This is a genomic window from Pseudomonas shiyinii, assembly GCF_056725765.1.
In genome coordinates, this window is sequence record NZ_CM161522.1 from 4,385,256 (window position 1) to 4,410,496 (window position 25,241).

Annotated in this window: 20 protein-coding genes; 15 read left to right on the plus strand and 5 right to left on the minus strand. The window is 64.0% G+C overall.

The genetic code is table 11. From position 1 onward, the window contains the following. The first annotated feature begins 143 nt into the window (after positions 1–143). The 5 genes from glnA (at position 144) to ntrC (ending at position 5,290) form a co-directional block, all read left to right on the plus strand. Positions 144–1,550, plus strand: a complete 1,407-nt coding sequence (glnA, locus tag ACXHGZ_RS19800) for a glutamate--ammonia ligase (RefSeq protein WP_084853940.1) — start codon at positions 144–146, stop codon at positions 1,548–1,550. 130 nt (positions 1,551–1,680) lie between these two features. Then, positions 1,681–2,121 carry a cupin domain-containing protein gene (locus ACXHGZ_RS19805; RefSeq protein WP_480461125.1) on the plus strand — a complete coding sequence of 147 codons (441 nt, stop codon included), beginning with the start codon at positions 1,681–1,683 and terminating at the stop codon, positions 2,119–2,121. 35 nt (positions 2,122–2,156) lie between these two features. Further along, positions 2,157–2,507 carry a chorismate mutase family protein gene (locus ACXHGZ_RS19810; protein WP_480461126.1) on the plus strand — a complete coding sequence of 117 codons (351 nt, stop codon included), beginning with the start codon at positions 2,157–2,159 and terminating at the stop codon, positions 2,505–2,507. A 264-nt stretch (positions 2,508–2,771) separates the two neighbouring features. Continuing rightward, complete coding sequence (gene glnL, locus ACXHGZ_RS19815) at positions 2,772–3,857, plus strand: nitrogen regulation protein NR(II) (RefSeq protein WP_084853935.1); 1,086 nt, start codon at positions 2,772–2,774, stop codon at positions 3,855–3,857. After that, on the plus strand, positions 3,854–5,290 hold the full coding sequence (ntrC, locus tag ACXHGZ_RS19820; RefSeq protein ID WP_084853934.1) for a nitrogen regulation protein NR(I): 1,437 nt from the start codon (positions 3,854–3,856) through the stop codon (positions 5,288–5,290). Before glnL ends, ntrC begins: the two co-directional genes overlap by 4 nt. Before the next feature lie 298 nt (positions 5,291–5,588). On the opposite strand, the gene ACXHGZ_RS19825 is transcribed toward ntrC, so the two are convergent. Further along, a complete protein-coding gene (locus tag ACXHGZ_RS19825) occupies positions 5,589–6,026 on the minus strand; it encodes a hypothetical protein (protein ID WP_368828844.1) in 438 nt (145 codons plus the stop codon). Between ACXHGZ_RS19825 and trmL the strand changes: the two genes are divergently transcribed. Continuing rightward, a complete protein-coding gene (gene trmL / locus ACXHGZ_RS19830; protein WP_084853930.1) occupies positions 6,025–6,480 on the plus strand; it encodes a tRNA (uridine(34)/cytosine(34)/5-carboxymethylaminomethyluridine(34)-2'-O)-methyltransferase TrmL in 456 nt (151 codons plus the stop codon). The two genes, ACXHGZ_RS19825 and trmL, sit on opposite strands and share 2 nt — an antisense overlap. Before the next feature lie 271 nt (positions 6,481–6,751). On the opposite strand, the gene secB is transcribed toward trmL, so the two are convergent. Genes secB through ACXHGZ_RS19845 form a run of 3 tightly spaced genes read right to left on the minus strand, consistent with a single transcriptional unit; the run spans position 6,752 to position 7,944 of the window. Further along, positions 6,752–7,234: a protein-export chaperone SecB gene (gene secB, locus ACXHGZ_RS19835; protein ID WP_084853928.1), complete on the minus strand. Its 483-nt coding sequence runs from the start codon at positions 7,232–7,234 to the stop codon at positions 6,752–6,754. Positions 7,235–7,273: 39 nt separating this feature from the next. Next, positions 7,274–7,528 (minus strand): glutaredoxin 3, encoded by a 255-nt coding sequence (gene grxC / locus ACXHGZ_RS19840; protein ID WP_043212544.1) that lies wholly within the window; start codon positions 7,526–7,528, stop codon positions 7,274–7,276. A gap of 2 nt (positions 7,529–7,530) precedes the next feature. Continuing rightward, positions 7,531–7,944, minus strand: a complete 414-nt coding sequence (locus tag ACXHGZ_RS19845) for a rhodanese-like domain-containing protein (protein WP_224457204.1) — start codon at positions 7,942–7,944, stop codon at positions 7,531–7,533. Positions 7,945–8,147: 203 nt separating this feature from the next. On the opposite strand from ACXHGZ_RS19845, the gene gpmI reads away from it, so the two are divergent. The 4 genes from gpmI to ACXHGZ_RS19865 all read left to right on the plus strand — a co-directional run bounded on the left by gpmI (position 8,148) and on the right by ACXHGZ_RS19865 (position 13,381). Beyond that, a complete protein-coding gene (gene gpmI, locus ACXHGZ_RS19850) occupies positions 8,148–9,683 on the plus strand; it encodes a 2,3-bisphosphoglycerate-independent phosphoglycerate mutase (RefSeq protein ID WP_480461129.1) in 1,536 nt (511 codons plus the stop codon). Between the two features lie 220 nt (positions 9,684–9,903). Then, a complete protein-coding gene (locus ACXHGZ_RS19855) occupies positions 9,904–11,190 on the plus strand; it encodes a murein hydrolase activator EnvC family protein (RefSeq protein WP_084853922.1) in 1,287 nt (428 codons plus the stop codon). Positions 11,191–11,276: 86 nt separating this feature from the next. Then, complete coding sequence (locus ACXHGZ_RS19860) at positions 11,277–12,608, plus strand: S41 family peptidase (protein WP_480461130.1); 1,332 nt, start codon at positions 11,277–11,279, stop codon at positions 12,606–12,608. 8 nt (positions 12,609–12,616) lie between these two features. Beyond that, positions 12,617–13,381, plus strand: coding sequence for a divergent polysaccharide deacetylase family protein (locus ACXHGZ_RS19865; protein ID WP_480461132.1), 765 nt, complete (start codon positions 12,617–12,619; stop codon positions 13,379–13,381). A gap of 127 nt (positions 13,382–13,508) precedes the next feature. Here ACXHGZ_RS19865 and ACXHGZ_RS19870 read toward each other — a convergent pair whose 3' ends face one another. Continuing rightward, a complete protein-coding gene (locus ACXHGZ_RS19870; RefSeq protein WP_084853917.1) occupies positions 13,509–15,512 on the minus strand; it encodes a BCCT family transporter in 2,004 nt (667 codons plus the stop codon). 420 nt (positions 15,513–15,932) lie between these two features. Here ACXHGZ_RS19870 and betI point away from each other — a divergent pair, with 420 nt between their 5' ends. From betI to mscK, 5 genes are all read left to right on the plus strand, one after another. Continuing rightward, a complete protein-coding gene (gene betI / locus ACXHGZ_RS19875; protein ID WP_480461133.1) occupies positions 15,933–16,589 on the plus strand; it encodes a transcriptional regulator BetI in 657 nt (218 codons plus the stop codon). A gap of 38 nt (positions 16,590–16,627) precedes the next feature. Then, positions 16,628–18,100 carry a betaine-aldehyde dehydrogenase gene (betB, locus tag ACXHGZ_RS19880; RefSeq protein WP_084853913.1) on the plus strand — a complete coding sequence of 491 codons (1,473 nt, stop codon included), beginning with the start codon at positions 16,628–16,630 and terminating at the stop codon, positions 18,098–18,100. 77 nt (positions 18,101–18,177) lie between these two features. Next, complete coding sequence (gene betA, locus ACXHGZ_RS19885) at positions 18,178–19,875, plus strand: choline dehydrogenase (protein ID WP_224457208.1); 1,698 nt, start codon at positions 18,178–18,180, stop codon at positions 19,873–19,875. A gap of 235 nt (positions 19,876–20,110) precedes the next feature. After that, positions 20,111–21,853, plus strand: coding sequence for a potassium/proton antiporter (locus ACXHGZ_RS19890; RefSeq protein ID WP_480461134.1), 1,743 nt, complete (start codon positions 20,111–20,113; stop codon positions 21,851–21,853). A 35-nt stretch (positions 21,854–21,888) separates the two neighbouring features. Then, positions 21,889–25,197 carry a mechanosensitive channel MscK gene (gene mscK, locus ACXHGZ_RS19895; RefSeq protein ID WP_480461135.1) on the plus strand — a complete coding sequence of 1,103 codons (3,309 nt, stop codon included), beginning with the start codon at positions 21,889–21,891 and terminating at the stop codon, positions 25,195–25,197. The last annotated feature ends 44 nt before the right edge of the window (positions 25,198–25,241 follow it).

Genomic DNA, 25,241 nt, shown 5'->3' on the forward strand with positions numbered 1-25,241 from the left:
TTATCCCATCCTCGCCATTTTCGAGCACTGGCATGCAAATTGCTCTCTTGTGAGGCAGGTAAGCTTGGCCGACTATCCGCGCCCGGCGACACCCTTTTTCCAGGGCAGCGGCCCACCGCGCCCTAGACCATCCGGAGGACAACATGTCGAAGTCGGTTCAACTCATCAAAGATCATGACGTCAAGTGGATTGATCTGCGTTTCACGGACACCAAAGGCAAACAGCACCACGTCACCATGCCCGCTCGCGATGCGCTGGAAGACGACTTCTTCGAAGCCGGCAAGATGTTCGACGGCTCGTCGATCGAAGGCTGGAAAGGTATCGAAGCCTCCGACATGATCCTGATGCCGGACGACGCGTCCGCCGTCCTGGACCCGTTCACCGAAGAACCGACCCTGATCCTGGTCTGCGACGTGGTCGAGCCGTCCACCATGCAAGGCTACGACCGTGACCCACGCGCCATCGCCAAGCGCGCCGAGGAATACCTCAAGACCACCGGCATCGGCGACACCGTGTTCGTCGGCCCGGAGCCTGAGTTCTTCATCTTCGACCAGGTCAAGTTCAAGTCCGACATCTCGGGCTCCATGTTCAAGATCTACTCCGAACAGGGCTCCTGGATGACCGACCAGGACGTCGAAGGCGGCAACAAGGGCCACCGCCCTGCCGTCAAAGGCGGCTACTTCCCGGTTCCGCCGTGCGACCACGACCACGAAATCCGTACTGCCATGTGCAACGCCATGGAAGAAATGGGCCTGGTCATCGAAGTTCACCACCACGAAGTGGCCACCGCCGGCCAGAACGAAATCGGTGTGAAGTTCAACACCCTGGTCACCAAGGCTGACGAAGTCCAGACCCTGAAATACTGCGTGCACAACGTGGCTGACGCCTACGGCAAGACCGCCACCTTCATGCCCAAGCCGCTGTACGGCGACAACGGCTCGGGCATGCACGTCCACATGTCGATCTCCAAGGACGGCAAGAACACCTTCTCCGGCGAAGGCTATGCCGGCCTGTCCGATACCGCCCTGTACTTCATCGGCGGCATCATCAAGCACGGCAAGGCCCTGAACGGCTTCACCAACCCGGCCACCAACTCCTACAAGCGTCTGGTGCCTGGCTTCGAAGCCCCGGTCATGCTGGCCTACTCGGCCCGTAACCGTTCGGCCTCGATCCGTATCCCGTACGTTTCCAGCCCGAAAGCCCGCCGTATCGAAGCGCGCTTCCCGGACCCGGCTGCCAACCCGTACCTGTGCTTCGCCGCCCTGCTGATGGCCGGCCTGGACGGTATCCAGAACAAGATCCACCCAGGCGATGCCGCCGACAAGAACCTGTACGACCTGCCGCCTGAAGAGGCCAAGGAAATCCCGCAGGTCTGCGGCAGCCTGAAGGAAGCCCTGGAAGAGCTGGACAAGGGCCGTGCGTTCCTGACCAAGGGCGGCGTGTTCTCCGACGACTTCATCGATGCCTACATCGAGCTGAAGTCCGAAGAAGAGATCAAAGTCCGCACCTTCGTCCACCCGCTGGAATACGACCTGTACTACAGCGTCTGATTCCAGACCTGTACGACCCGGCGTAACGAAAGGCCTCCTCTGGAGGCCTTTTCATTTCAGACAATGCCTACAGCATTCTTCGTCCAGCCACCGCAGGCTCAGAGCTTCGTCTTCCAGATGGAGCCTCTTCATGCCACGCACTGCCCGCCTTGCCCTCGCCGCCTCGATACTGTTGACAGGCTGCACCAGCCCCTCCATCGGGCCCAACGGCGCCGAGACTGAAGTCCTGCTTCGTACCACCAGCGCCTGGGACGGCACACCCTATGAAGCCTATCCCAAGGGGCAACCGGAGCTGGCATTGCTCAGAATAAGCATCCCAGCCAACACCGCTCTCGACTGGCACTGCCATACGGCCCCCAACGTGGGCTTTGTGATGGCAGGCGAGCTAGTGGTCGAAACCCAGAGCGGCAAGCAAAGAACGCTCAAAGCCGGGGATGCACTGGCCGAAATCGTCGGAGGCATCCACCGCGGCTTCACCGAGGAACAACCGGCGCAGTTGCTCGTGTTCTATGCAAGCGCTCCAGGGGTTCCCGATGCCACGCCTGCGCCGCTCTGCCCTGAGCAGATTTGAGCGTTTTCTTCGCGCCAACCCTGGAGGAGGAACCGATGCCCATACGCATGCTCACCTTCCTGGTGCTCGCCACGAGCCTGCTTGGCTGCGCCACGTCTGACAACCGCAACATCGCGCTGGTTCGCCTCTTGGACAGCATGGAACAGCGCCTGGAACTGGCCGAAGCCGTTGCCCTCCACAAGTGGGACCAACGCCAGCCGGTACAGGCTCCGCAAGTGAAATTCGCCCACAGCTCGACAATCTGCAGAACCAGCTCCTCCAGGACCTGGCGCGCTTCGATCGACAGCACCCGCCCTTGTGCGCCGAGCAACTGGTCGATGCCCTGGCCCAGCGCCCGACGAACAGACCCCGCCACCTCGCCTTGGTCCGCGCCACCGCGCAGCTGAACGCCCTATGCTCTATATTGGTGCATCGCGATGCCCTGCGCCCCGCGATGCATCCCAATAGAGGTCACAAGAAACGATAAGCCAGGGCTTTTTGTCCTGATTTCGCACAGTTCCAGGCCTTTATCCGGAAAATCCGCTTCTTTTCGGAGCCTTGGTTTGTTTCTTGCATTTTCCTTTGCACCGAGAGGATCACCCGCGCGCGCCCTAGCCCAGCCGGGGCCCACCCACGAGCCAACCACGCGCCCAAACGAGGTCCAAGACGCCATGACCATCAGCGATGCACAGCACCGGCTGCTCCTGGACAACCTGACCACGGCCACGCTTCTGCTCAATGCCGAGTTGCGCTTGGAGTACATGAATCCGGCGGCGGAAATGCTGCTGGCGGTCAGCGGGCAGCGCAGCCATGGGCAATTCATCAGCGAGCTGTTCACCGAATCGACCGAGGCGCTCAACTCCCTGCGCCAGGCCGTGGAACAGGCGCACCCGTTCACCAAGCGCGAAGCCCAGCTCACCTCCCTGACCGGGCAGGCCATCACCGTCGACTATGCCGTCACCCCCATCCTGCACCAGGGCCAGACCTTGCTGCTGCTGGAGGTCCACCCCCGCGACCGACTGCTGCGCATCACCAAGGAAGAAGCCCAGCTGAGCAAGCAGGAGACCACCAAGCTGTTGGTACGCGGCCTGGCCCATGAAATCAAGAACCCTCTGGGGGGGATCCGTGGCGCAGCGCAATTGCTGTCACGCGAGCTGCCCCATGACGACCTGCGCGACTACACCAACGTGATCATCGAGGAGGCCGACCGCCTGCGAAACCTGGTCGACCGCATGCTCGGCTCGAACAAGCTGCCGTCGCTGGCCATGACCAACGTCCATGAGGTGTTGGAGCGGGTCTGCAGCCTGGTGGAGGCCGAGAGCCAAGGCGGCATCACATTGGTGCGCGACTACGACCCGAGCCTGCCGGACGTGCTGATCGACCGCGAACAGATGATCCAGGCCGTGCTCAATATCGTGCGCAACGCGATGCAGGCGATCGCCGGGCAGAACGAACTGCGCCTGGGCCGCATTACCTTGCGCAGCCGCGCCGTGCGCCAGTTCACCATCGGCCACATTCGTCATCGCCTGGTCGCACGGATCGAAATCATCGACAACGGCCCGGGTATTCCCGCCGAACTGCAGGACACCCTTTTCTACCCGATGGTCAGCGGGCGCCCGGACGGCACCGGGCTGGGCCTGGCCATCACCCAGAACATCATCAGCCAGCACCAGGGCCTGATCGAATGTGACAGCCACCCTGGCCATACCACTTTCTCGATTTTCCTGCCCCTGGAACAAGGAGCCACCGCCTCATGAGCCGAAGTGAAACCGTCTGGATCGTCGACGATGACCGCTCCATCCGCTGGGTCCTGGAAAAAGCCCTGCAACAGGAAGGCATGACCACCCAGAGCTTCGACAGCGCCGACGGAGTCATGGGCCGCCTGGCCCGGCAGCAACCGGACGTGATCATTTCCGATATACGTATGCCCGGCACCAGCGGCCTGGACCTGCTCGCACAGATCCGCGAACAGCACCCGCGCCTGCCGGTCATCATCATGACTGCCCATTCCGACCTGGACAGCGCCGTGGCGTCCTACCAGGGCGGCGCCTTCGAATACCTGCCCAAGCCGTTCGATGTGGACGAAGCCGTCGCGCTGGTCAAGCGCGCCAACCAGCATGCCCAGGAGCAACAGGCGCTCGACGTGCCGACAAGCCTGGCCCGCACGCCGGAGATCATCGGCGAGGCCCCGGCGATGCAGGAGGTGTTCCGTGCCATCGGTCGGCTCAGCCACTCCAATATCACCGTGCTGATCAACGGTGAGTCCGGCACCGGCAAGGAGCTGGTGGCCCATGCGCTGCACCGTCACAGCCCGCGCGCGGCATCGCCTTTCATTGCGCTGAACATGGCGGCGATCCCCAAGGACCTGATGGAATCCGAACTGTTCGGCCACGAGAAAGGCGCCTTCACCGGCGCGGCCAATCTGCGCCGCGGCCGCTTCGAACAGGCCGATGGCGGCACGCTGTTCCTCGACGAGATCGGCGACATGCCTGCCGACACCCAGACCCGCCTGCTGCGAGTGCTGGCCGATGGCGAGTTCTACCGGGTTGGCGGGCATGTGCCGGTCAAGGTGGACGTGCGCATCATCGCCGCCACGCATCAGAATCTCGAATCGCTGGTGCAGGCCGGCAAGTTCCGCGAAGACCTGTTCCACCGCCTGAACGTGATCCGCATCCATATCCCGCGCCTGGCAGACCGGCGCGAGGACATTCCCGCCCTGGCGCGTCACTTCCTCGGCCGTGCGGCCAAGGAGCTGGCAGTGGAACCCAAGCTGCTCAAGCCGGAAACCGAGGAATTCATGCGCAACCTGCCCTGGCCGGGCAACGTGCGCCAGTTGGAGAACACCTGCCGCTGGATCACCGTCATGGCCTCCAGCCGCGAGGTGTTGATCGGCGACCTGCCACCGGAGCTGCTCAACCTACCGCACGATGCGGCGCCGGTGACCAACTGGGAACAAGCCCTGCGCCAATGGGCTGACCAGGCCCTGACACGTGGCCAGTCGAACCTGCTCGACAGCGCCGTGCCCAGCTTCGAACGCATCATGATCGAGACCGCCCTCAAGCACACCGCCGGGCGCCGGCGCGATGCGGCGGTACTGCTAGGGTGGGGGCGCAATACCCTGACGCGCAAGATCAAGGAACTGGGCATGCGGGTCGATGGCGGGGATGAAGAGGACGGCGACGACCACTGACGCAATCGCGGGGCAAGCCCGCTCCCACAGGAGGCCGCTGCCCTCAGCACCGTGCCCCCCCTGTAGGAGCGGGCTTGTCCCGCGATTGCGTCTGCAAGGGCAACACCTCAAGCCGCCTCTTGCACCGATCCGGTGCCCACCGCACTGCGCAAAGGCACAAAAACTACCGAAAGTCCCGCCAGAACCGTTCTAAACCCAGCATTCACGGGCTTTTGCAGAACTGGCACGGCACCTGCAATACACCGGGTACCTCCAGTTTTGGGGACCTCGGTACAGGCAGGCCGGGATATCCCCTCTTTTATTCGTGCAGCTTCACCTGCACCCGCCAGCGCCCAGCGTCCTCTGCACCGGCCCATTCGCCCTGCAGAGGGCGCGCGGCAACCACGGTCAATAGCAGCCCCTCTTCGCTCTGGCGCAACCGCCAGGCGGCAGGCTTGCCCTGGACCTGCATCTGGCCGCGCTGTTCCCGCCCCTGGGCCTGGAAGACCAGCGCCACCGTGCCCTCTACGTTTTCACCATGTAGCCTGGGCTCGTCATCGAACCACAGCGCCAAGCCGTCCGGCACCACCTCCACCTGTTCCAGCACCCGCTCCTCAGGCGCGGTCAAGCGACCAATCATCAGGCCCACCATCAAGCCGACGATGGCCAGTGACAACAGCACACGTGGCCAGGCCTTCGAACGCAGGTCGGGTTCGAGGGTAGAATGCTCGTCATCATTACGCCTGGAGCCGTGCATGTTTCACGTCATCCTCTTTCAACCAGAGATTCCGCCGAATACCGGCAACATCATCCGCCTGTGCGCCAACAGCGGCTGCGACCTGCACCTGATCGAGCCGCTGGGCTTCGAGCTGGACGACAAGCGCCTACGCCGGGCAGGGTTGGATTACCACGAGTATGCCACGCTCAAGCGCCACCAGAGCCTGGCCGACTGCCTGGAAAGCCTCGGCCAGCCGCGGCTGTTCGCCTTCACCACCAAGGGCTCGCACCCCTTCCATGAAGTGGCGTACCAACCGGGCGATGCCTTCCTGTTCGGCCCTGAGAGTCGCGGGCTGCCCGCCGAGGTGCTGGACAGCCTGCCCGCGCAGCAGCGCCTGCGCCTGCCGATGCGACCAGGGTGCCGTAGCCTGAACCTGTCCAATACCGTGGCGGTGACGGTGTACGAGGCATGGCGCCAGCAGGGGTTTGCCTGACAGGCGCTGAATCTTTCACGACGAACACCTGGCAGCCCTGACACATCCTCGAAACGCCCCCATAAAAAAGCGCCCCGAGGGGTAATGCCAATCAGTTAAGCCTTATCGGCTGCATTTGGACTGCTTCGCAGTCCATCGCCGGCAAGCCGGCTCCCACAAGTTCCGCGGTGTCTACAACAGCAGCGCAGGACAGGTGGGAGCCGGCTTGCCGGCGATGGGGCCTTAACTGACAGGCATTACCCCGAGGGGCGCTTTCTTCATACCGGCAGGGTCACTGAACGGTCGGCGCTTCGCCAGCTTCCTGCATACGCTGCATCTCTTGCGCGTACAGGGCGTCGAAGTTGACCGGCGACAGCATCAGGGCCGGGAACGAACCACGGGTCACCAGGCTGTCGAGGGTCTCGCGGGCGTACGGGAACAGGATGTTCGGGCAGAACGCGCCGAGGGTGTGGCTCATGGAAGCAGCGTCGAGGTTCTTGATCAGGAAGATACCAGCCTGCTGCACTTCGGCGATGAACGCCACTTCCTCACCGTTCTTGACGGTCACCGACAGGGTCAGCACCACTTCGTGGAAATCGCTTTCCAGGGCCTTCTGGCGGGTGTTCAGGTCCAGCGAGACGCTCGGCTCCCACTGCTGGCGGAAGATCTGTGGGCTCTTCGGCGCTTCGAACGACAGGTCGCGCACGTAGATACGCTGCAGGGAGAATTGCGGGGAGTTGTCTTCGGCGGCGCCGTTGTTCTGCTGGTCTGTCATGGCAGATCCTTTTCCTAATGGTTATGTAAGGGGAAGTGCTCAGGCCTCGAGCAGGGCGTCGAGCTTGCCTGCGCGCTCCAGGGCGTAGAGGTCATCGCAACCGCCAACGTGGGTGGTGCCGATCCAGATCTGCGGCACCGAGGTGCGGCCGGCCTTCTGGCTCATCTCGGCGCGCACCTGAGGCTTGCCGTCGACCTTGATTTCCTCGAAGGCCACCCCCTTGCTCTCGAGCAGGTACTTGGCGCGCATGCAATAGGGGCAATAGTCGCTGGAGTAGACGATGACAGGCTTCATGATCACTTCACCAGGGGCAGGTTATCGGCTTTCCAGCTGGAAACGCCACCGCTGAGCTTGGCGGCAGTGTAACCAGCCTTGAGCAGCTCGCGGCAGATGGTGCCGGACTGCTGGCCCATGCTGTCCACCACGATCAGGGTCTTGCCCTTGTGCTTATCCAGCTCGGCCATACGGTTGACCAGTTTGTCCTGCGGGATGTTCAAGGCGCCTACGATGTGGCCCGCCCCGTATTCCTTGGCCGGACGGATGTCGATCACCACGCCCTTGTCGGCGTTGACCAGGGCGGTCAGCTGGCCATTGCTCAGGCTCTGGCCGCCACGGCGGATCTCGTTGATGAGCAGCAAGACCAGGAGTACAACGAAGATCGCGACCAGGATGTAGTGGTTTGTCGCAAATTGGATCAGGTTAGCAACCATCTGAGGGTGTTCCACGCGATTGAAAATGCCGGCCAGTATACACAGCCCCCAAAGCCGGCCAAAGCCCGCCGGGCCCGCTGGGAAAACACCTACATCGGCAGCCTGTCGGAGCGATGGCCGGCCATCCGGAGGAAATTGGCCGCGCTTGGCCGAATTGCCCTAGAATGCGTGTCTTTATCATCTTGCAACCGTGAGTAGGATTGATGACAAGCACGCCAAAACCCTTGGTCCTGATTATCCTGGATGGTTTCGGGCACAGCGAAAGCCCCGAGTACAACGCCATCTTCGCCGCCAATACCCCGGTCTACGATCGCCTGCGGGCCAGCCAGCCCCATGGCCTGATCTCCGGTTCCGGCATGGATGTCGGGCTGCCCGACGGCCAGATGGGCAACTCCGAAGTCGGCCACATGAACCTCGGCGCAGGGCGTGTGGTGTATCAGGACTTCACCCGGGTGACCAAGGCCATCCGTGATGGCGAGTTCTTCCACAACCCGGTCCTGACCGGCGCGGTGGACAAGGCCGTAGGTGCCGGCAAGGCCGTGCATATCCTCGGCCTGCTCTCCGACGGCGGCGTGCACAGCCACCAGGACCACCTCATCGCCATGGCCGAGCTGGCCGCACAACGTGGCGCCGAAAAAATCTACCTGCACGCCTTCCTCGACGGTCGTGACACCCCGCCACGCAGCGCGCAGTCATCCATCGAGCTGCTCGATGCCACCTTCGCCAAGCTGGGCAAAGGCCGTATCGCCAGCCTCATCGGCCGCTACTACGCGATGGACCGGGACAACCGCTGGGACCGCGTCGCCGCCGCCTACAACCTGATCGTCGACAGCGTCGCCGACTACACCGCCGACTCGGCCGTGGCAGGCCTGGAAGCCGCCTACGCCCGTGATGAAAGCGACGAGTTCGTGAAAGCCACGCGCATCGGCGAAGCGGTGAAGGTCGAGGACGGCGATGCCGTGGTCTTCATGAACTTCCGCGCCGACCGCGCCCGCGAACTGTCCCGCGTGTTCGTCGAGCCCGACTTCAACGAATTCCCCCGCGCCCGCCTGCCGAAACTGGCCGCCTACATCGGCCTGACCCAGTATTCGGCCAAGATCCCGGCCCCGGCCGCATTCGCCCCGGCCAGCCTGGACAATGTGCTCGGCGAATACCTGGCCAAGCACGGCAAGACCCAGCTGCGCATCGCCGAGACCGAGAAATACGCCCACGTCACCTTCTTCTTCTCCGGCGGGCGCGAAGAGCCGTTCGAAGGCGAAGAGCGCATCCTGATCCCGTCGCCGAAGGTGGCCACCTACGACCTGCAGCCTGAGATGAGCGCACCGGAGGTCACCGACCGCATCGTCGAGGCCATCGAGCAGCAGCGCTATGACGTGATCGTGGTCAACTACGCCAACGGCGACATGGTCGGCCACACCGGCGTGTTCGAGGCGGCGGTCAAGGCCGTAGAGGCCCTGGATGGCTGCGTCGGCCGCATCGTCGAGGCGCTGGACAAGGTCGGCGGCGAAGCGTTGATCACTGCCGACCACGGTAACGTCGAGCAGATGGAAGACGCGTGCACCGGCCAGGCGCACACCGCCCACACCACAGAGCCTGTGCCGTTCATCTATGTCGGCAAGCGCGACCTCAAGGTTCGCGAAGGCGGCGTGCTGGCCGATGTGGCGCCGACCATGCTCATGCTGCTGGGGCTGGAAAAACCCGCGGAAATGACCGGCACCTCGATCCTGGTCGACGCCTGAGCCATTGCCTGGGGCCCGCTTTGCGGCCCAATCGCCGGCAAGCCGGGCTCCCACAGGAGCGCAGGACAGGTGGGAGCCGGCTTGCCGGCGATTGGGCTGCAAGGCAGCCCCGCTGCACGGTTTCCAGACAAACGCCTCGCCACAAATACCGCGAGGCGTTTTTTTTGCGGGCACGGGCGGGCATACTAGGCCAGTCTCCATCCCTGGTACGCCCAACCCCATGCTCCGCGCCCTGATCCTCATCGCCCTGTCCTGCCTGCTCAGCCCGGCCTTCGCCGACGAGCGTGCGCAGACCCAGCAACAACTGGAAGCCACCCGCCAGGACATCGCCGAGCTGAAAAAAATGCTGGGCAAGCTCCAGGAGGAGAAGTCCGGTGTGCAGAAAGACCTCAAGACCACCGAGACCGAAATCGGCGATCTCGAAAAACAGGTGGAGGCGCTGCAAGAAGAACTAAAAAAGACCGAGGGCGAGCTGGAGCGCCTTGATACCGAGAAAAAAAAACTCCAGAGCGCCCGCGTTGAACAACAGCGACTGATCGCCATCCAGGCCCGCTCCGCCTACCAGAGCGGCCGCGAGGAATACCTCAAGCTGCTGCTCAACCAGCAGAACCCCGAGAAATTCGCCCGCACTCTTACTTACTACGACTACCTGAGCAAGGCGCGCCTGGAGCAATTGCGCGCCTTCAACGAAACCCTGCGCCAGCTGGCCAACGTCGAGCAGGACATCAGCCGCCAGCAGGCGCAGTTGCTGGCCCAGCGCGGCAACCTCGACAGCCGCCGGCAGGCCCTCGAGGCCGTCCGCAACGAGCGACGGCAGGTGCTGGCCAAGCTCAACGGCGACATGAAGGCCCGCGACCAGAAGCTGCAGGCTCGCCAGCAGGACCAGGCCGACCTCACCAAGGTGCTCAAGACCATCGAGGAAACCCTGGCCCGCCAGGCCCGCGAAGCCGAGGAAGCTCGCCAGAAGGCGCTGCTGGCCCAACGCGAGGCGGAAAAACGCCGCCAGCAGGAAGCCCTCGCCGCCCGCTCGGCCACCGAAACGCCCACGAAAAAGGCCCGAACCACGCTGGGCCCGCTGGTTTCCAGCGACGGCGCGAACTATGGCGGCGCATTTTCTGCCGCGCGCGGAAAACTTCCATGGCCGGTCAATGGTCGATTGCTGGCACGCTTCGGCGATGCACGCGGTGGCGATGCCCGGGCCAAGTGGGACGGCGTGATGATCGGCGCCAGCCCCGGCACCCAGGTGCGCGCCGTGCACGGCGGGCGCGTGGTGTTCGCCGACTGGTTGCGCGGCGCTGGACTTCTGGTCATTCTCGACCATGGTAATGGTTACCTGAGCCTGTACGGCCACAACCAGAGCCTGCTCAAGAGCGCCGGCGATATCGTCAAGGCCGGCGAAGCCATCTCCACCGTCGGCGACAGCGGTGGGCAGGACAGTTCGGGTCTGTACTTCGCCATCCGCCAGCAGGGCCGGCCGACCGACCCGGCGCAATGGTGCCGGGGCTAGCCCCTCAAACGTCTACGGCGCAGCGCCACACACCGCTGCACCGATGCTCCCGCGGGAGCGCCAACAGGATCAGGAGTTCGTTCGACATGCTGCACTCGCCTCGCCTCACCCAGCTGGCCCTGACCATCGCATTGGTGGTCGGCGCGCCCTTGGCCTGCGCCGCCGAGCCGGCACCGGCAACGCCGGCCAGCCGCGCGGCGGCCCCGGCCACCGAGGCGACGGCCAACGCACCGCTGCCGCTGGATGAGCTGCGCACCTTCGCCGAAGTCATGGACCGCATCAAGGCGGCCTATGTCGAGCCGGTGGACGACAAGACCCTGCTGGAAAACGCCATCAAGGGCATGCTCAGCAACCTCGACCCGCACTCGGCCTACCTGGGCCCCGAAGACTTCCAGGAGCTGCAGGAAAGCACCAGCGGCGAATTCGGCGGCCTGGGCATCGAAGTGGGCATGGAGGACGGCTTCGTCAAGGTGGTATCGCCGATTGACGACACCCCGGCCTCGCGCGCCGGCATCGAGGCGGGCGACCTGATCGTCAAGATCAACGGCGCCCCCACCCGTGGCCAGACCATGACCGAGGCCGTCGACAAGATGCGCGGCAAGGTCGGCGAGAAGATCACCCTGACCCTGGTGCGCGACGGCGGCACGCCGTTCGACGTGACCCTCGCCCGTGCGGTGATCCAGGTCAAGAGCGTGAAGAGCCAGCTGCTGGAAAACGACTACGGCTATATCCGCATCACCCAGTTCCAGGTCAAGACCGGCGATGAAGTGGGCAAGGCCCTGGCCAAGCTGCGCAAGGACAACGGCAAGAAGCTGCGCGGCGTGGTCCTGGACCTGCGCAACAACCCCGGCGGCGTCTTGCAGTCGGCGGTGGAAGTGGCCGACCACTTCCTGACCAAAGGGCTGATCGTCTACACCAAGGGCCGCATCGCCAACTCCGAGCTGCGCTTCTCGGCCGACCCGGCCGATGCCAGCGAAGGCGTGCCGCTGGTGGTACTGATCAACGGCGGCAGCGCCTCGGCCTCGGAGATCGTCGCCGGCGCCCTGCAAGACCAGAAACGCGCCGTGCTGATGGGCACCGACAGCTTCGGCAAGGGCTCGGTACAGACCGTGCTGCCGCTGAACAACGACCGCGCCCTGAAGCTGACCACTGCCCTGTACTTCACCCCCAACGGCCGCTCGATCCAGGCCCAGGGCATCGTCCCGGATATCGAAGTACGCCCGGCCAAGCTCACCGCCGAAGCGGACACCGACAACTTCAAGGAAGCCGACCTGCAAGGCCACCTGGGCAACGGTAATGGTGGTGCCGATCGCCCGACCGGCAGCGCCAAGCGCAAGGACCGCCCGCAGGATGGCGACTTCCAGCTCAGCCAGGCCCTGAGCCTGCTCAAGGGCCTGAACATCACCAAGGGTGACTGACCCTGCCCATGCGCTACCTGCTGTTCTCGCTGCTCTGCCTGCTGGCCGGCACCGCCCACGCGGCGCCGGCCAAGGCCTACATGAGCATCATCATCGATGACCTGGGCCAGAACAGCGAGCGCGACAGTCGCACCCTCGCCCTGCCAGGCCCGGTCACCTTGGCGATCATGCCCGACACACCCCACGCCACCGATTTCGCCCGCCAGGCCCACAAGGCCGGGCGCACGGTGATCCTGCACATGCCCATGGATCCGGCTACTGGCCCCTATGCCTGGACACCGGGCACGCCGGTCGAGGAGCTGGCCCACCGCCTGGACGCCGCCTTGGCCAAGGTGCCTTTCGCCGCCGGCATCAACAACCACATGGGCAGCCGCATGACCGCCCAGCCTGGGCCCATGGCCTGGCTGATGGGCGAACTGCAACGGCGCCACCTGTTCTTCGTCGACAGCCGCACCAGCGCCGCCACCGTGGCCGCAGCCAAGGCCCAGGAGCAGGGTCTGGCGCATGTTTCGCGGGATGTGTTCCTGGACGACGTGCGCACCACCGAAGCCATCACGGCCCAGTTGCAACAAGGCATCGCCCTGGCCCGCAAGCAAGGTTCGGCGGTGCTCATCGGGCATCCCTATCCGCAAACCCTGGACGTCCTGGCACGGGAGATACCTCGGCTCAGAGGCCAGGGCATCGAGCTGATCGACATCCACCAGATGATCGCCCAGCGCGGCAACCAGGCGATGCCGGGCCATGGCCATAACGGGCGCTACAGCAACCGCTGAGAAACCAATAGGCGGAGCAGGGTTTGCGTTTTCCGCCCCACCACAACATTCAAGCTGAGCCCTCATCCACAAATGAAAAGAGCCCGATTCTCACGAACCGGGCTCTTCTTCATTGCATCAAGCCGTATCAGCTATACACACGCCCCAGCAGCTGGCGATGGCTCTCGAACTGATCCAGCACATCGCGCACGATCTGCTCAGGTGTGAAGCCCATCAGGTCGTATTCCTGGCTGCCATCGTGCAGGTACACCTCAGCACGGTAGAAGCGCTGGGGCACTTCCGGCGCCCCTTCGACCTGCGCCTCGCTCGGCGCGGCCTGGTAGCCGTCCAGGCTGACTTCATAAACGAACGGGTTACCCTCTTCCATCATCACCCGCAGACCCATCAGGTTACGCGAGTGACCGGCACGGGCCTCGACCTCGAAGCCTTGCAGGCGCATCTGCGCAGCGGCGTCCTTGAGCGCCGGGCTTACATACTTGTCCATGAAACGCTGGACCACGGCCTGGGTCGGCTGCAGGTCCATCTGGCTCAAGCGCTCGCTGAAGCCTCGGCGGCCACGGGCAGCCAGCTCGGCACGCTCCTGCTCGACGGCCACGTCCTGCTTCATGGCCTTGTACAGGCCGAACATGAACAGCACCAGCACCACCGAGAACGGCAGGCCAGCCAGCACCACCATGGTCTGCATGGCCTCGAAGTTACCGGCGAACAGCAGCCCGATGGTGACCAGGGTGATGATCACCGACCAGAACACCACCATCCAGTGCGGCGCATCTTCGTCCACCTTGCCGCCTTTGCACGACAGGTTGGCCATCATCACCGCGCCCGAGTCGGCCGGCGTGAGGAACAGCACGAAGCCGACGAATACCGCTACACCGATGACGATCTTGGCGGCCGGGAAGTATTCCAGCAGCTGGTAGATCGACATCGAAGGCTGCTCGAGCGCCGTCTTGCCCAGCTCCACGGCGCCCTGGTTGATCACCAGGTCCAGCGCGGTGTTGCCGAAGATCGACAGCCAGGCCAGGGTGAAGCCCAGCGGAATCAGCAGCACGCCGGTCACCAGCTGGCGCACGGTACGGCCCTTGGAGATACGGGCGATGAACATGCCGACGAACGGGCCCCAGGAAATCCACCAGGCCCAGTAGAACACGGTCCACAGGCCCAGCCAGCGCTCGGACTTGCCCGCCTCGCCTTCATAGACATAGAGGTCGAAGGTCTTGAGCACCAGGCCGTTGAGGTAGTCGCCGATGTTCTGCACGAAGGCGTTGAGCAGGTGCAGGGTCTGGCCGCCGAGCAGCACGAAGATCAGCAGGCCGCTGAACAGGATGATGTTCAGGTTGGACAGGCGGCGGATGCCGTTCTCCACGCCCGATACCGCTGCTACGGTGGCCACACCGGCCATGACCAGGATGACCGCCAGCAGGTTGGTCTTGCTGTGGTCGATGCCGAACAGGTATTCCAGGCCCGAGGCCACCTGCATCGAGCCTATCCCTAAGTTGGTGACCAGGCCCAGCAGGGTGACGAACATGCCGAAGATGTCCACGGCGTTGCCCGCGGCACCCTTGACCCAACGCTCGCCGACCAGCGGGTACAGCGCCGAGCGCAGGGCCAGCGGCTGGTTGTGGCGGTAGGCGAAGTAGCCCACGGCCAGGCCGACCAGGGCGTAGATCGCCCAGCCGTGCAAGCCCCAGTGCAGGAAGGTCAGCTGCAGGCCCTGGCGCGCGGCCTCGAGGCTGGCCGAGGTACCCTCTGGCGGGTTGAAGTAGTGGTCCAGCGGCTCGGATGCGCCAAAGTACAGCAACGAGATACCGATACCGGAGGAGAACAGCATGCCGGCCCAGGCGCCGTAGCTGAAGTCAGGCTGGTCGTCCTTGCCGCCCAGCTTGAGCTTGCCGTAGTCGGAGAAGGCCAGGTAGACGACGAACAGCAGGTAACCGCAGATCACCAGCATGTAGTACCAGCCGAAGGTGCGGGTCAGCCATTTCTGGGCAATGCCCAGCACATGGCCAGCTGTTTCAGGAACCGCGATGAGCAAGGCAGTCAAGGCGAGGACCAGCAGGGCGGAGGTGTAGAACACCACGCGGTTGACCCGCACGCGTTCGGCGGGAGGCTTGGTTAGGGAGGCAGAACTCATTGCACGAATGCTCCGGGCAAGTGCGGGGTGAAGGCTAATCAGATGTTTCCCAAGCAAATGGTGGAATAGCCCCACTGCGTCAGGTGTTATAAATGCACCTAGGAAACCGTGATCCCGAATCGAATCGTTGCAAAAAAAACAGTTCCAGCCCGCTCCAAAGGGCTTCCCGCTCGGCCTGTGACCGCTCGGCGGAATCTGTCATTCGCATCGCTCATGCCCGTCAACGCCTTGTATTCCGGGGGTTACGCGATTTCCTGGGGTGTCAATCCGTGCCTTCTCGACCGCCTGAAAAACTGTCAATGGCACAAATTGTCGCAGAGCTTATTCTTTATTGATTGAACGTTCAATCAAAACAAAATAGACTGGCCTTCGCCGAGGCAGCCGCTCGTCGTCTGATCGCAGGCCTGAGGAGATAGCAAGATGCCCAAGGTCGGTATGCAACCCATCCGCCGCCAGCAGTTGATCGAAGCCACGCTACAGGCTGTCGATCAGGTCGGCCTGGGAGATGCCAGCATTGCGCTGATTGCCCGTTTGGCCGGTGTGTCGAACGGCATCATCAGTCACTACTTTCGGGACAAGAATGGCCTGATCGCAGCGACGATGGGCTACGTCATGAGCATGCTCAACGAAGGGGTGGCGGCGCGTCGCCAGGCCCTGACGGACGACAGCCCGCGTGCCCACCTGAAAGTGATCATCGAAGGCAACTTCGATGCGAGCCAGGTGAATGGCCCGGCAATGAAAACCTGGTTGGCCTTCTGGGCCTCCAGCATGCACCAGCCAGACCTGCACAGGTTGCAGCGGATCAACGACCACCGCTTGTATTCCAACCTGTGCTGCCAGTTCCGCCGCGTCCTGCCGCTCTACCATGCGCGCAAGGCTGCCCGCGGCCTGGCGGCCCTGATCGATGGCCTGTGGCTGCGTGGTGCGCTGTCGGGTGACGAATTCGACACCGACCAGGCGATACGGATTGCTTACGAATACATGGATCTACAACTGGCTAAACAACAGACCCTGGACATTACCGACCAGGCCTCTGAACCTTCGCGCGCAGCGCTTGCCAAGCAGGCAGGAGCGTGACGCGGTAGCCAACCACACACTGCACTTGCGAGGACACTATGGCCCGTTTCGGAACGCAAAAACTCTATATTGATGGTGGTTATGTCGACGCTAGCTCCGACGCTACCTTCGAAGCCATCAACCCGGCCACCGGCGAAGTCCTCGCCCATGTGCAGCGCGCCACCCAGGCGGACGTCGAGAAGGCCGTCGAAAGCGCCGAGCGCGGCCAGAAAGTCTGGGCTGCCATGACCGCCATGCAGCGTTCGCGCATCCTGCGCCGCGCCGTCGATATCCTGCGCGAGCGCAACGACGAGCTGGCCATGCTGGAAACCCTGGACACCGGCAAGTCGTACTCTGAAACCCGCTACGTCGACATCGTCACCGGCGCCGACGTGCTGGAATACTACGCAGGCCTGGTACCGGCCATCGAAGGCGAGCAGATCCCGCTGCGCGAAAGCTCCTTCGTCTACACCCGCCGCGAGCCGCTGGGCGTGACCGCCGGTATCGGCGCCTGGAACTACCCGATCCAGATTGCCCTGTGGAAGTCCGCCCCGGCCCTGGCCGCCGGCAACGCCATGATCTTCAAGCCTTCGGAAGTCACCTCGCTGACCACCCTGAAACTGGCCGAGATCTACACCGAAGCCGGCCTGCCTGACGGCGTGTTCAACGTCCTGACCGGCAGCGGCCGTGAAGTCGGCACCTGGCTGACCGAACACCCACGCATCGAGAAAGTCTCCTTCACCGGCGGCACCACCACCGGCAAGAAGGTCATGGCCAGCGCTTCGAGCTCCACGCTCAAGGAAGTCACCATGGAACTGGGCGGCAAGTCGCCGCTGATCATCTGCGACGATGCCGACCTGGACAAGGCCGCCGACATCGCCATGATGGCCAACTTCTACAGCTCCGGCCAGGTCTGCACCAACGGCACCCGCGTGTTCGTACCGGCGTCGATGAAGGCCGCCTTCGAAGCCAAGATCGCCGAGCGCGTTGCCCGCATCCGCGTTGGCAACCCGGAAGACGAGAACACCAACTTCGGCCCGCTGGTCAGCTTCCCGCACATGGAAAGCGTCCTGGGCTACATCGCCAAGGGCAAGGAAGAAGGTGCACGCGTACTGTGCGGTGGCGAGCGTCTGATGGACGGTGATTTCGCCAAGGGTGCCTTCGTTGCGCCGACCGTCTTCACCGACTGCACCGACGACATGACCATCGTCAAGGAAGAGATCTTCGGCCCGGTCATGAGCATCCTGACCTACGAAACCGAAGAAGAAGCCATCCGCCGCGCCAACGACACCGAGTACGGCCTGGCCGCCGGTGTGTGCACCAACGACATCAGCCGTGCCCACCGCATCATCCACAAGCTCGAAGCCGGTATCTGCTGGATCAACGCCTGGGGCGAGTCCCCGGCCGAAATGCCGGTCGGTGGCTACAAGCAGTCGGGCGTCGGCCGTGAAAACGGCGTCAGCTCGCTGGCCCAGTACACCCGCATCAAGTCGGTCCAGGTCGAGCTGGGCGGCTACAACTCGGTTTTCTAAACCCTGTCTAGCCACGCCCGTGCCGCCGTGCACGGGCGTTTCCGCTCCCTGATCACCGCTAACACGAGGGTACTTCAATGTCCCAAGAATTCGACTACATCATCGTCGGCGCCGGTTCCGCCGGTAACACCCTGGCGACCCGCCTGACCGAAGACGCTGGCGTCACCGTCCTGCTGCTCGAAGCCGGCGGCCCGGACTACCGCTTCGACTTCCGCACCCAGATGCCGGCCGCCCTGGCCTTCCCGCTGCAGGGCCGCCGCTACAACTGGGCCTACGAGACCGACCCGGAGCCGCACATGGGCGGCCGTCGCATGGAATGCGGCCGTGGCAAGGGCCTGGGTGGTTCTTCGCTGATCAACGGTATGTGCTACATCCGCGGTAACGCCATGGACTTCGACGGCTGGGCGAAACTGCCAGGCCTGGAAGACTGGACCTACCTGGACTGCCTGCCGTACTTCCGCAAGGCCGAAACCCGTGACATCGGCCCGAACGACTACCACGGCGGCGACGGCCCGGTCAGCGTGACCACGCCCAAGGCCGGCAACAACCCGCTGTTCCACGCCATGGTCGAAGCTGGCGTGCAGGCCGGTTACCCGCGCACCGAAGACCTCAACGGCTATCAGCAGGAAGGCTTCGGCCCGATGGACCGCACCGTGACGCCGAAAGGCCGTCGCGCCAGCACCGCCCGCGGCTACCTGGACCAGGCCAAGAAGCGCCCGAACCTGACCATCGTCACCCATGCCCTGACCGACCGCGTCCTGTTCGACGGCAAGCGCGCCATCGGCGTGACTTACCTGGTCGGCGACAGCGAAGAGCGCATGGAAGCCCGCGCCCGCAAGGAAGTGATCGTCAGCTCCGGTGCCATCGCCTCGCCACAGCTGCTGCAACGCTCCGGCGTCGGCCCGCGCGAGCTGTTGGAAAGCCTGGATATCCCGGTCGTACACGACCTCCCGGGTGTCGGCGAGAACCTGCAGGACCACCTGGAGCTGTACATGCAGTACGCCTGCACCCAGCCGGTCTCGCTGTATCCCTCGCTGCTGTGGTGGAACCAGCCGGCCATCGGTGCCGAGTGGCTGTTCAACGGTACCGGTATCGGCGCCAGCAACCAGTTCGAGGCCGGTGGCTTCATCCGCACCCGCCCTGAGTTCGAGTGGCCGAACATCCAGTACCACTTCCTGCCGGTCGCCATCAACTACAACGGCTCCAACGGCGTGAAGGAACACGGCTTCCAGGCTCACATGGGTTCCATGCGCTCGCCAAGCCGTGGCCGCATCAAGCTCAAGTCCAAGGACCCGCGCCAGCACCCAAGCATCCTGTTCAACTACATGGCCACCGAGCAGGACTGGCAGGAATTCCGCGACGGCATCCGCCTGACCCGCGAAATCATGGCCCAGCCGGCGCTGGACCCCTACCGCGGTCGCGAGATCAGCCCAGGCGCCCACGTGCAGACCGACGAGGAACTGGACAAGTTCATCCGTGAGCACGCCGAAACCGCCTTCCACCCGTCCTGCTCGTGCAAGATGGGCACCGACGATATGGCGGTGGTCGATGGCGAAGGCCGTGTGCATGGCATGCAGGGCCTGCGTGTGGTCGATGCCTCGATCATGCCGATCATCATCACCGGCAACCTCAACGCCACCACGATCATGATCGCCGAGAAGATCTCGGACAAGATCCGTGGCCGCAAGCCGCTGCCGCGCAGCACCGCCAAGTACTACGTGGCCAACGGCGCGCCGGTCAAAGGCAAGCCGATGCGTGAGGTCAAGCAGGGTTGAGGCCCTTTCGCGGGGCAAGCCTGCTCCTACAGGCGATCACCGTTCCTTGTAGGAGCGGGCTTGCCCCGCGATAGCGTCGACACTGCAACACAGAGAAAAGCACCTTGATCGGTGCTTTTTTCATTTGCAGAAACGCTTTACAGGCGGCCAATTCATCAGGTTAGAATCGATTGGCACGCGACCTGCTAGTCAACGCTGCCCTGCCCTTTCCCCGCGATGTACCGGAGTACTGCCTTTGGATGCGAGCACCATCAACAGCCTGTTCCTGATCGGCGCACTGCTGGTCGGGGCAAGTATCCTGGTCAGCTCGCTGTCATCCCGCCTGGGCATTCCTATCCTGGTCATCATCCTCGCCGTCGGCATGGCTGCCGGGGTCGATGGTGGCGGCATCATCTTCAACAACTACCCGACCGCCTACCTGGTGGGCAACCTGGCCCTGGCCGTGATCCTGCTCGACGGCGGCCTGCGCACCCGGGTGGCGAGCTTTCGCGTGGCCCTGTGGCCAGCCTTGTCGCTGGCCACGGTGGGCGTGCTGATCACCACCGGCCTGACCGGCATGGTCGCCGCCTGGCTGTTCGACCTGAGCCTGATCCAAGGCCTGCTGATCGGCGCCATCGTCGGTTCCACGGACGCAGCAGCGGTGTTCTCGCTGCTCGGCGGCAAGGGCCTGAACGAGCGGGTCTCGGCCACGCTGGAAATCGAGTCGGGCAGCAACGACCCGATGGCGGTATTTCTCACCGTCACCCTCATCGACATGATCGTCAGCGGCCAGACCGGCCTGCACTGGAGCCTGCTCAACCACCTGCTGCGCGAGTTCGGCATCGGCAGCTTGCTGGGCCTGGGTGGCGGCTGGCTGATGTTGCAGCTGGTCAACCGCATCAGCCTCGCCGGCGGCCTGTACCCGATCCTGGTGATCGCCGGCGGCCTGGCGGTGTTCTCCCTGACCAACGCCCTGCACGGCAGCGGCTTCCTGGCCGTGTACCTGTGCGGCCTGGTGTTGGGCAACCGACCGATCCGCAGCCGCCACGGCATCCTGCACATGCTCGATGGCATGGCCTGGCTCGCACAGATCGGCATGTTCCTGGTGCTGGGCCTGCTGGTCACGCCCCACGACCTGTTGCCCATCGCCCTGCCGGCCCTGGGCCTGGCGCTGTGGATGATCCTGTTCGCCCGGCCGCTGTCGGTGGTCGCCAGCCTGTTGCCGTTCAAGGCCTTCCATGGCCGAGAGAAGGCGTTCATTTCCTGGGTCGGCCTGCGCGGCGCGGTTCCCATCATCCTTGCCGTGTTCCCGCTGATGGCCGGGCTGCCGGATGCCCAGCTGTTCTTCAACCTGGCGTTCTTCATCGTCCTGGTATCGCTGCTGGTGCAAGGCACCAGCCTGCCGTGGATGGCCAAGCTGCTGAAGGTCACGGTGCCGCCGGACCCGGCCCCGATCTCCCGCTCCGCCCTGGAAGTGCACATCACCAGCGAATGGGAGCTGTTCGTCTACCGCCTGGGTGCTGAGAAATGGTGCATCGGCGCCGCGCTGCGCGAGCTGAAGATGCCCGAGGGCACGCGTATCGCCGCCCTGTTTCGCGGCGAACAACTGCTGCACCCCTCGGGCAGCACGGTGCTGGAGGTCGGCGATATGCTCTGTGTGATCGGCCACGAGCATAACCTGCCAGCCCTGGGCAAACTGTTCAGCCAGGCACCGCAACGCGGCCTGGACCTGCGCTTCTTCGGAGACTTCGTGCTCGAAGGCGATGCCGAGCTCGGCGCGGTGGCTGCGCTCTATGGTCTGAAACTCGAAGGCCTGGACGCGAAAATGCCGCTGGCGCAGTTCATCCGACAAAAGGTCGGAGGCGCTCCAGTAGTAGGTGACCAGGTCGAATGGAACAGCACGATCTGGACCGTGGCGACCATGGAAGGGAACAAGATCCAGAAAGTGGGCGTCAGATTCCCCGAAGGTACTCGCCCCGGTCCCGGGTTGTTCCTCTAAACTCCGATTTGCCTCGTTTCACAAGAATTCTGCCTATGTCCCTGCGTTCAACACTCAGCGCAGCCCTGCTCGGGTTGTGCCTGTCACTTTCGTTCCTGGCCTCTGCGGCCGAGGCGCCCAGCGCCGCCGGCATCCAGGGCAGCCTGGACAAGATCGCCGACCGCAAGTTGCCCGAAGCCGAGCAGAAGGCCCTGCAGCAGGTGCTCGAGCAGACCTTGAGCCTGATCGCCAGCCAAGAGGACAACACACGCAAGCTGGCCGACCTCAAGCAGCAGATCGCCGGCGCGCCCAACGAAATCCGCGAAAGCCAGCGCGAGCTTGCCAAGCTCAAGGACAGCAAGACCGTGCCGGTGGCCCAGCGCTATGCGAACCTGGGCGTGCCCCAGCTCGAGCAGATGCTCGGCGAGCGCAGTGCCCAGCAGGGCGACCTGCAAAAGGCGCTGTCGGAGGCCAACAGCCTGATCATCAATTCCCAGACCCGCCCGGAGCGGGCCCAGGCCGAGATCAGCAGCAGCCAGACGCGCATCCAGCAGATCAACAACAGCCTCAAGAGCGGCAAGGACAACGGCAAGCCGCTGACCGCCGACCTGCGCAACCAGCTCACCGCCGAGCTTGCCGCCCTCGACAGCCGGATCTTGCTGCGCCGCCAGGAGATGGCCAGCAACAGCCTGCTGCAGGACCTGGGCAACGCCCGTCACGACCTTTTGATCGAACGCGCCACGCGCCTGGAGCAGGAAATCCAGGACCTGCAGACGTTGATCAACGACAAGCGCCTGGCCCAGTCCCAGCAGACCGTCACCCAACAGTCGATCGAGGCGCAGAAGGCTGGCGGCAGCACCTTGCTGGCCAACGAAAGCACGGCCAACCTCAAGCTCTCCGACTACCTGCTCAGAAGCACCGACCGCCTCAACGAAGTCACCCAGCAGAACCTGCGCACCAAACAGCAGCTCGACAGCCTGACCCAGGCCGACCAGGCCCTGGACGAGCAGATCGACGTGCTCAAGGGCAGCCTGTTGCTGTCGAAGATCCTGTACAAGCAGAAGCAATCCCTGCCGCACCTGAAGGTCGACCGCGACCTGGCCGACCAGATCGCCGACATCCGCCTGTACCAGTTCGAGGTCAACCAGCAGCGCGAGCAGATCAGCAGCCCGTCCACCTATGTCGACAAGCTGCTGGCCAACCAGCCCGGTGAGGACGCCACGCCCCAGCTGCGCAAGGCCTTGCTCGAAGTGGTGATCACCCGCAGCGACCTGCTCGAGCGCCTGAACCGTGAGCTGTCGGCCTTGCTCAACGAGTCCATCACCCTGCAGCTGAACCAGAAGCAGTTGCTCGGCACCGCCCAGAACCTGCGCACCACCCTGGAAGAGCAGATGTTCTGGATCCCCAGCAACAAGCCCCTGGACTGGGAATGGCTGAGCTATGTACCGCAGCGTCTCGCCGACCAGGTGGCCAACCTGCCGTGGGGTTCGGGCATCAAGGAGCTGGCCGATGGCCTGGTCCAGCGGCCGCTGCTGTTCCTGCCGTTGTTGCTGGTGATCGGCGCGCTGCTGTGGCGACGCAAGTACCTGTACCAGCGCCTGGGCAAGGTGCACCAGGACATCGGCCATTTCCGCCGCGACAGCCAGTGGCACACACCCCAGGCGATCTTGATCAACATTCTCCTGGCCCTGCCGGTCGCTCTCGGCCTGGCCCTGGCCGGCTACGCCCTGCAGATCGACGCCCGGGGGCAGAACGCCAACCTGGGCGCCGCCCTGTGGCAGATCGCCCAGGCCTGGCTGGTGTTCTACACCGCCTACCGTATCCTCGCCCCGGGCGGTGTGGCCGAGATCCACTTCCGCTGGTACAAGCCTCAGGTCGAATTCTTGCGCGGCTGGGTACGCCGCCTGGGTACCGTGGTGCTGGCCCTGGTCGGCGTGGTGGCGGTGGCCGAGCACCAGCCTTCGGCCCTGGCCGACGACGTGCTGGGCATCGGGGTGGTGCTGACCTGCTATGCCCTGATGGCCTGGCTGCTCAGCCGCCTGCTGCTCAGCAGCCCGGCGCACCGCGACACCTCGCTGTTCCGCAAGGCAGTCGGGGTGGCCTTCACCGCGCTGCCCATCGCCCTGTTCGTGGCGGTGTGCTTCGGCTACTACTACACCGCCCTGAAGCTCACCGACCGGCTGATCTACACCTTGTACCTGCTGCTGTTCTGGCTGGTGATCGAGGCGGCGTTCGTGCGCGGCCTGTCGGTGGCCGCGCGGCGCCTGGCCTACCAGCGCGCGCTGAGCAAGCGCCAGGCCGTCAAGGAAGGGCTCGACGGCGAAGTGATCACCGAAGAGCCGACCCTGGACATCGAACAGGTCAACCAGCAGTCCCTGCGCCTGATCCGCCTGGCCCTGCTGGGCGGCTTCATCGGTGGCCTGTACTGGGTCTGGTCGGACCTGATCACCGTGTTCTCCTACCTCAACAACGTGACCCTGTACGAATACAGCAGCGGCACCGGCGCAGCGGCGAGCATGGTGCCGATCAGCCTCGGCGACCTGCTCGGCGCCCTGGTGATCGCCGGCATCACCGTGGCCCTGGCCAGCAACCTGCCCGGCCTGCTCGAAGTGCTGGTACTGTCGCGCCTGAACCTTGCCCAGGGCAGCGCCTACGCCATCACCACGCTGCTCTCCTATGTGATCGCCGGGGTCGGCATCGTCAGCACCCTGGCCACGCTCGGGGTGAGCTGGGACAAGCTGCAATGGCTGGTGGCGGCCCTGTCGCTGGGGCTTGGCTTCGGCATGCAGGAGATCTTCGCCAACTTCATCTCCGGCATCATGATTCTGTTCGAGCGCCCAGTGCGCATCGGCGACACCATCACCATCGGCAACCTGTCGGGCACGGTGAGCAAGATCCGCATCCGGGCGACCACCATCACCGACTTCGACCGCAAGGACATCATCGTCCCCAACAAGACCTTCATCACCGGCCAGTTGATCAACTGGTCGCTGACCGATACGGTCACCCGGGTCACCCTGAAGCTTGGCATCGACTACGGTTCGGACCTGGACCTGGTGCGCGACCTGCTGCTCAAGGGCGCCCATGAAAACCCCCGGGTGCTCAAGGACCCGGAGCCGATCGTGTACTTCCTCAACTTCGGCGAGAGCTCGCTGGACCATGAGCTGCGCATGCATGTGCGCGACCTGGGCGACCGCAACCCGACGCTCGATGAGCTCAACCGCTACATCAGCCGCGAATTCAAGGCCCATGGCATCAAGATCTCGGTACGCCAGGTGGAGGTGTTCCTGATCGACACCAAGGGCGGCAAGCAACAGCTGGTGCCGGCGGAAAACCTGAAACCGGATGGCACTGCATCGGCCTGAGTGCACTCGAATACTTTATTCTGTGCAGAATCCTTGCAAGGGCT